6 protein-coding genes are annotated in these 5,844 nt (G+C 62.4%); all 6 read left to right on the forward strand.

Translation table 11 applies throughout. The annotated features are described in order from the left end of the window. Nucleotides 1-392 precede the first annotated feature (392 nt). The 6 genes from ACXJ7R_RS22960 to ACXJ7R_RS22985 all read left to right on the forward strand — a co-directional run bounded on the left by ACXJ7R_RS22960 (nucleotide 393) and on the right by ACXJ7R_RS22985 (nucleotide 5,822). The gene (locus tag ACXJ7R_RS22960) at nucleotides 393-2,201 is read left to right on the forward strand and encodes a dipeptide ABC transporter ATP-binding protein (protein ID WP_457153850.1); all 1,809 of its coding nucleotides are present in this window, start codon (nucleotides 393-395) and stop codon (nucleotides 2,199-2,201) included. 125 nt (nucleotides 2,202-2,326) lie between these two features. After that, entirely contained in the window at nucleotides 2,327-2,728 is a 402-nt protein-coding gene (locus tag ACXJ7R_RS22965) for a hypothetical protein (RefSeq protein ID WP_457153851.1), read from the forward strand. Nucleotides 2,729-2,939: 211 nt separating this feature from the next. Next, entirely contained in the window at nucleotides 2,940-4,286 is a 1,347-nt protein-coding gene (locus ACXJ7R_RS22970; RefSeq protein WP_457153852.1) for a multicopper oxidase family protein, read from the forward strand. 28 nt (nucleotides 4,287-4,314) lie between these two features. Continuing rightward, complete coding sequence (locus tag ACXJ7R_RS22975; RefSeq protein ID WP_457153853.1) at nucleotides 4,315-4,755, forward strand: DUF411 domain-containing protein; 441 nt, start codon at nucleotides 4,315-4,317, stop codon at nucleotides 4,753-4,755. A 32-nt stretch (nucleotides 4,756-4,787) separates the two neighbouring features. Further along, complete coding sequence (locus tag ACXJ7R_RS22980; RefSeq protein ID WP_457153854.1) at nucleotides 4,788-5,228, forward strand: DUF411 domain-containing protein; 441 nt, start codon at nucleotides 4,788-4,790, stop codon at nucleotides 5,226-5,228. Nucleotides 5,229-5,399: 171 nt separating this feature from the next. Then, complete coding sequence (locus ACXJ7R_RS22985) at nucleotides 5,400-5,822, forward strand: hypothetical protein (RefSeq protein WP_457153855.1); 423 nt, start codon at nucleotides 5,400-5,402, stop codon at nucleotides 5,820-5,822. Nucleotides 5,823-5,844: the final 22 nt, after the last annotated feature.

Below are 5,844 nucleotides of genomic sequence, written 5' to 3' on the forward strand. Positions count from 1 at the left end.
CGCTTTGGCAATACATAATCTCTATAAAATTACTCGAATAAAGCCGGAGCGCAATCTACCTTTCATCGCTCACGAGAGATTGTAGAAGTCTGAAGTCCAGCACCTCCCGGCCCGGCGCCCTCGGATGACGCCACGACATCCGGTGATCGCCCTGCGGGTTGAAGAAAAATGCGCTGAGGATCATGTGATCTCGAGCCATGCCGGCCTCCTTCCAAATCTGCTCTCCGGAGACCGTCGCGCTGCTTTGGCAGACGGCAACAATCTCTCGTGAGCGATGAAAGGTAGATTGCGCTCCGGCTTTATTCGAGTAATTTTATAGAGATTATGTATTGCCAAAGCGGAAGCGATTGCCCTCGATCGCCGCGCTGGAAGAAAGTGGTTTCAAGCTCCCAATGTCCTCCTCGGTTCTCAACGTCGACCAGCTTTCCATCGCCTATTACGGGCGCAATGGATCGCATCCCGCCGTCAGCGGCGTGTCGCTGCACATAGACCAAGGCGAAGCGCTTGGCCTGGTCGGCGAGTCGGGATCGGGCAAAAGCTCGGTGGCGCTCGCCATCCTGCGCTATCTGCCGAAAAATGCCCGCATCGCGGCATCGGCGCTTGAATTCCAGGGCCGAGAAATCCGCGACCTCTCCGCCGAGCAGCTTCGCCAGCTGCGGGGCAACCACATCGCCGCCGTCTACCAGCACCCGGGCGCAGCCCTCAACCCAAGCATGACGATCGGCCGCCAGATCACCGAGACGATCATGCGGCATCGCCCGGTTCGCCACGACGAGGCCCGCGCGCGCGCCGCCGAACTATTAGAGCGCGTCAGGGTGAGCCGTCCGAACCGGGTGCTGGATCTCTATCCGCACGAATTGTCCGGCGGCATGCAGCAGCGCGCCAACATCGCCATCGCGATCGCGCTCGACCCGTCGCTGCTGGTGCTGGACGAGCCGACGACGGCGCTCGACGCCAGCGTGCAGTCGGAGATCATCGCCATCCTGCACGACCTGCGCAAGGATCACAAAACCAGCGTGCTTCTGATCAGCCACGACATAAACATGATCCGCCGTTCCTGTGATCGCGTGGCGGTGATGCAGTCGGGAACGGTGGTCGAAAGCGGCGTCGCCACTGATGTCTTCGACAACCCTCGCCACGCCTACACAAAGGCGCTCATCGCCTCGATCCCGGCCCTCAACTACACCAAGCGGGACGGCAGACTTGCGGAGACGGACGGACCCGGTCTGGCAGTGCACCCGACGCCCAACGATGAAGACGCCGGCACCCGGACAGAGCGCCAGATCGCGATCACCTGCAAAGGCATCAGCCATGCCTTTGGCAGCCAGCCTGTGCTCAGCGATATCGACCTCGACATAGGCCGGGGCGAAACGTTCGGGCTGATCGGCGAATCAGGCTCCGGCAAGTCGACCTTGGCAAGGATCGTCACCGGCCTGCAGACGCCTGACGCCGGATCGGTCGAGCTGTTCGGCAAGACGGTCGCGCCGCGCGTCGAGAAGAGAAACCTTGCCGAACGGCGCGACGTGCAGATGGTCTTCCAGTCGCCCGATCGCACGCTCAACCCACGCCAGCGGATCGGCAGGATCCTCGGCCGTCCGCTGCGCCGGCTCGCCGGGCTGCGCCATGGCGAGGTGAGAGCACGCGTCAGCGATCTCTTGCAGTCGGTCCGCCTGGCCGCCACCACGGCCGAGCAGAAATCGCGATCGCTGTCGGGTGGCCAGCGGCAACGGGCCGCGATCGCGCGGGCCTTCGCCGGCGTGCCGAAGGTCGTGGTGCTCGACGAACCCACCTCGGCGCTCGACGTTTCCGTTCAGGCGACCGTTCTCAACCTGCTCAACGACCTGCAGCGCGACAAGGACACGACCTATCTGTTCATCAGCCACGACCTCAGGGTCGTACGCTACATGGCCGACAGGATCGGCGTGCTCTATCGCGGCCGCCTGGTCGAAACCGGTTCATCCGACCAGATCTTCCAGGGCCCCAATCACCCCTACACGCAACTGCTCCTGGTCGCGTCCTCCGATGAGGCCGCGCCGAAACTGTCCGCTCCGGTGGAGATCGAGGCAGCCGGCACGCAGACCAAGGGATGTTCCTTCGCCGACCGCTGCCCCCTGGTCGTGCCCGACTGCAGAAAGGCCGAACCGCCCGCCAGGCAGGTCGCACCCGGCCATCTGATCGCCTGCTGGCGGCAGGGTTCGTGAATGGATCCCCTGCAGCCCAACGGCTCGCAACGGCATCTTTCCGTTCAGGCTCAGTGCGCTGCCATCATTGTCGCAGGATTGGAATCCCGCTTGCAAATGCAGTCTGTTGAGGCCAGCCTAAAGGGATGATGGCACGCAGGTCGCCAAAACATGTCCTTGTCATGCTGCTCGCGGTGTTCTTGACCGCCGGGTTCAGCCTGTCTGCCGTCCAGGCGAGCGCCATGTCGGCGAAGATGATGACGACTGGCAGCGGCATGACCATGCCTGCCGATACCGGCATGGCCAAGATGGCCGACACCGCCATGAATGGCGACTGCAACGCGTGCATCAAAAGCGCCGGCGACACCGGCAAACCGATGCATTGTCCGCCGACCTGCATCGCACCGGTGCTTGCGGTGTTGCCTCCCGAGTTCGCGGCGATGACCCTGATCAGGGTACGGTTGCCGTCGGCGCTGCCGACACCGTTCCTTCATGGGCGAAGTTCCCTGCCTGACCCATTCCCTCCCAAATCCACCGATCTCGTCTGACGCCGTTTCAGCCATCTCGCGGCTGATTTCTGGCGTTTGATTGCCGCTGGCGCTTTGCGCCGGCGAGCACACTGCAATTCGACGTCGAGACTCGGCGTCGATCGAGATCACAAAGGGCTTGAGAGTGAGCATCCATTTCAATCATTCCATTTCACGCCGCAGGTTTGTCCTTGCAGCGGCTGCGGCCACCCTGGTGCGACCCGCATCGTCAATGGCATCCGCCGTCGATGAGCGCCGCATCAGGGTCTCGCCGGGCCAGGCCAGGTTCACCGGCTCCAGGGGCCCGCTTACGCCTGTCTGGGCCTATGACGGGATGGTCCCCGGCCCGATGCTGCGCTTACGCCAGGGCCAGCCCGCCCGCATCATCGTCGAGAACGGGCTGAGCGAGGACACCACGGTGCACTGGCATGGCATCCGCCTGCAAAACGCCATGGACGGCGTGCCCGGGCTGACACAGCCACCGATCAAGCCGGGGACAAGCTTCGTCTATGAATTCACGCCGCCGGACGCCGGAACCTTCTGGTATCACCCGCATGCCAACAGTCTCGTGCAGCTCGGCCGTGGCCTTGCCGGCGCCATCATCGTCGAGGAGGCCGAGCCCGTCGCCGTCGACCGCGACCTCATGTGGCTGCTTCAGGACTGGCGGCTTACAGCGGATGGGCAGATGGCGCCCGGCTTCGGCAGCGCGATGGATGCGGCGATGTCCGGCCGTGTCGGCAACGTCATCACCGTCAACGGCACGGTGCCGGCCGACCAGAGCGTAACGGCGGGCGAACGCGTCAGGCTACGGCTCGCCAATGCCTCGCTTGCCCGCATCATGGCGCTGCGCTTCGAGGGTCACCGCCCGGTCATCGTCGCAATAGACGGCCAACCCTGCGATCCGCATGAACCGGAAGATGGCCGTCTTGTGCTTGCCCCGGCCATGCGCATCGACGTCGTGGTCGACATGCAGGGCGACCCGGGCAAGCGCTACGCGGTGGTCGACGAGTTCTATGACGGTCTCGCCTACACGCTGACCACTCTAGCCTATGACACTGCAACACCGCTGCGTGCCCATCCGCTCGATGCGCTTGTCGGCCTGCCCCGCAATCCTTTGCCCGAACCCGATCTCGCGAGAGCCGAGCGCCAGGAGATCGTCCTGCAAGGCGGCATGATGGGTGGCGGCAAGCTCGCCGGCGTCGGCGGCATGATGGGCATGGCGACACCCGGCATGAACGGTGGCGCTGCCTGGGCGATCAACGGCATGTCGATGACCGGCGATGGCCATGCCGGCATGGCGCCACAATTCACCTTGCCGCGCGGCGCAACCTGTCATCTCACCATGCGCAATGAAACCGCCTGGCGGCATCCCATGCATATCCATGGCTTCAGCATGCTGGTGCTCGCGCGCAACGGTTCGCCGGTGCCGCACCGACAGTGGCAGGACACGGTGCTGCTCGCCCCCAAAGACACGATCGAATGCGCCTTCGTCGCCGACAATCCCGGCGACTGGATGCTGCACTGCCATGTCGCCGACCATCAGATGGCCGGCCTCATGACGGTGTTTCGAGTTGGCTGAAATTGAACGCTACCAAAAGGAGACTGCAATGAAACTGACCTACCGCCTCGCCGCCCTTGCCGTCCTGACCGCAACGCCGCTGCCCGCATTCGCGGCGACAATCAATGCTGTGATGTACAAGAACCCAAGCTGCAGCTGCTGCGAGACCTATGCCGCCTATCTCGAAAAGAACGGCTTCAAGGTCGAGCTCAAGCCGTCCAACGACCCGGACCAGATAAGCGCCGGCCTTGGCGTTCCCGAGAAATTGCAGGGCTGCCATTCCGTGGTGATCGGCGATTACGTGGTCGATGGCTTCGTGCCGGTCGACCTTATCAAGAAGATGCTGGCGGAACGTCCTGAAATCACAGGCATCGCTATGCCGGGCATGCCGATGGGTTCGCCGGGAATGGGCGGCGAGAAGACCGAGACCTGGACGATTTACGCCTTCACCAAGGATGGTAAGGCGCCAACCGTCTACGCGACCGAGTGACAGCGACGATTTTTCACTCAAGGAGAACTCAAATGAAACGGACTTATTCCCTCGCCGCCTTCGCAGTCGCGATCGCTATGCCGCTACCTGCCGTCGCAGCGACCATCACCGCTGTGATGTACAAGAACCCGCAATGCAGCTGCTGTGAATCCTACGCCAGGTATCTGGAGCACAACGGCTTCAAGGTCGACATCAAGCCGGTCAACAACCTGTCCCAGATCAGCAGCGATGCGGGTGTGCCGGCCGACCTCGAAGGCTGCCACACGCTGATGGTCGACGGCTATGTCGTCGACGGGCTGGTGCCGGTCGATATCGTCAAGAAACTGTTGACCGAACGGCCTGCCATCACCGGCATCACCTTGGCCGGCATGCCAACCGGCGCTCCCGGCATGGGTGGCGAGAAGGCTGGCCCTTTCATCGTCTACGCCTTCACCAAGGACGGCAAGGCGCCCACCGTCTACGCGACCGACTGAAGGGCAACCGCGATGCCTGCCGATATGTCGGATTGCCCTGCCAGAACCGGAAGCCCGGAGTTCCTGCCACCGTGCTGGGCTTGGGAGCTTCCTCGCATACACGTACATTCGTTTGTGCTAATACATTGTGGTCACGCACATTCGTTCGTGACCAATATGTGGGAGGACGCGATGAAAACCCTGAATCGCAGGTCTGCAATTGCTCTCGGTGTGACGGCTGCCGCGATAACGCCTCTGTTCACCCTGGTGGCGTCCGCGAAGACCAAGAAATACGGCCCGAAGGATGGCAAGGAGATTGCGCCCGGTGTCAGGGTGGTTGAGGTCGGCACCGGCAACTCCGACATTCCCGCCTACAAGAGCATTTCAATCGTCGACGTCGTGTTTCAGCCTGGAGCACACGCTCCCGCGATGATGATGGACAATGACATGGTCTGCACGATTACCGCTGGTGCATTCACGATCAAGAAACAGGACAAGGAATTCAAGCTCGAGGAAGGCGGCATATACACATGCACTAAGGGCAAGACCGACGAGGCCACGAATACAAGCAAAGTGGTCGGCATACATCGTATCGCCGTTTTGATACCTGCCTAGGAGACCACATACGGCCGGACGG

The sequence above is a fragment of the Mesorhizobium sp. P5_C1 genome, assembly GCF_054049815.1.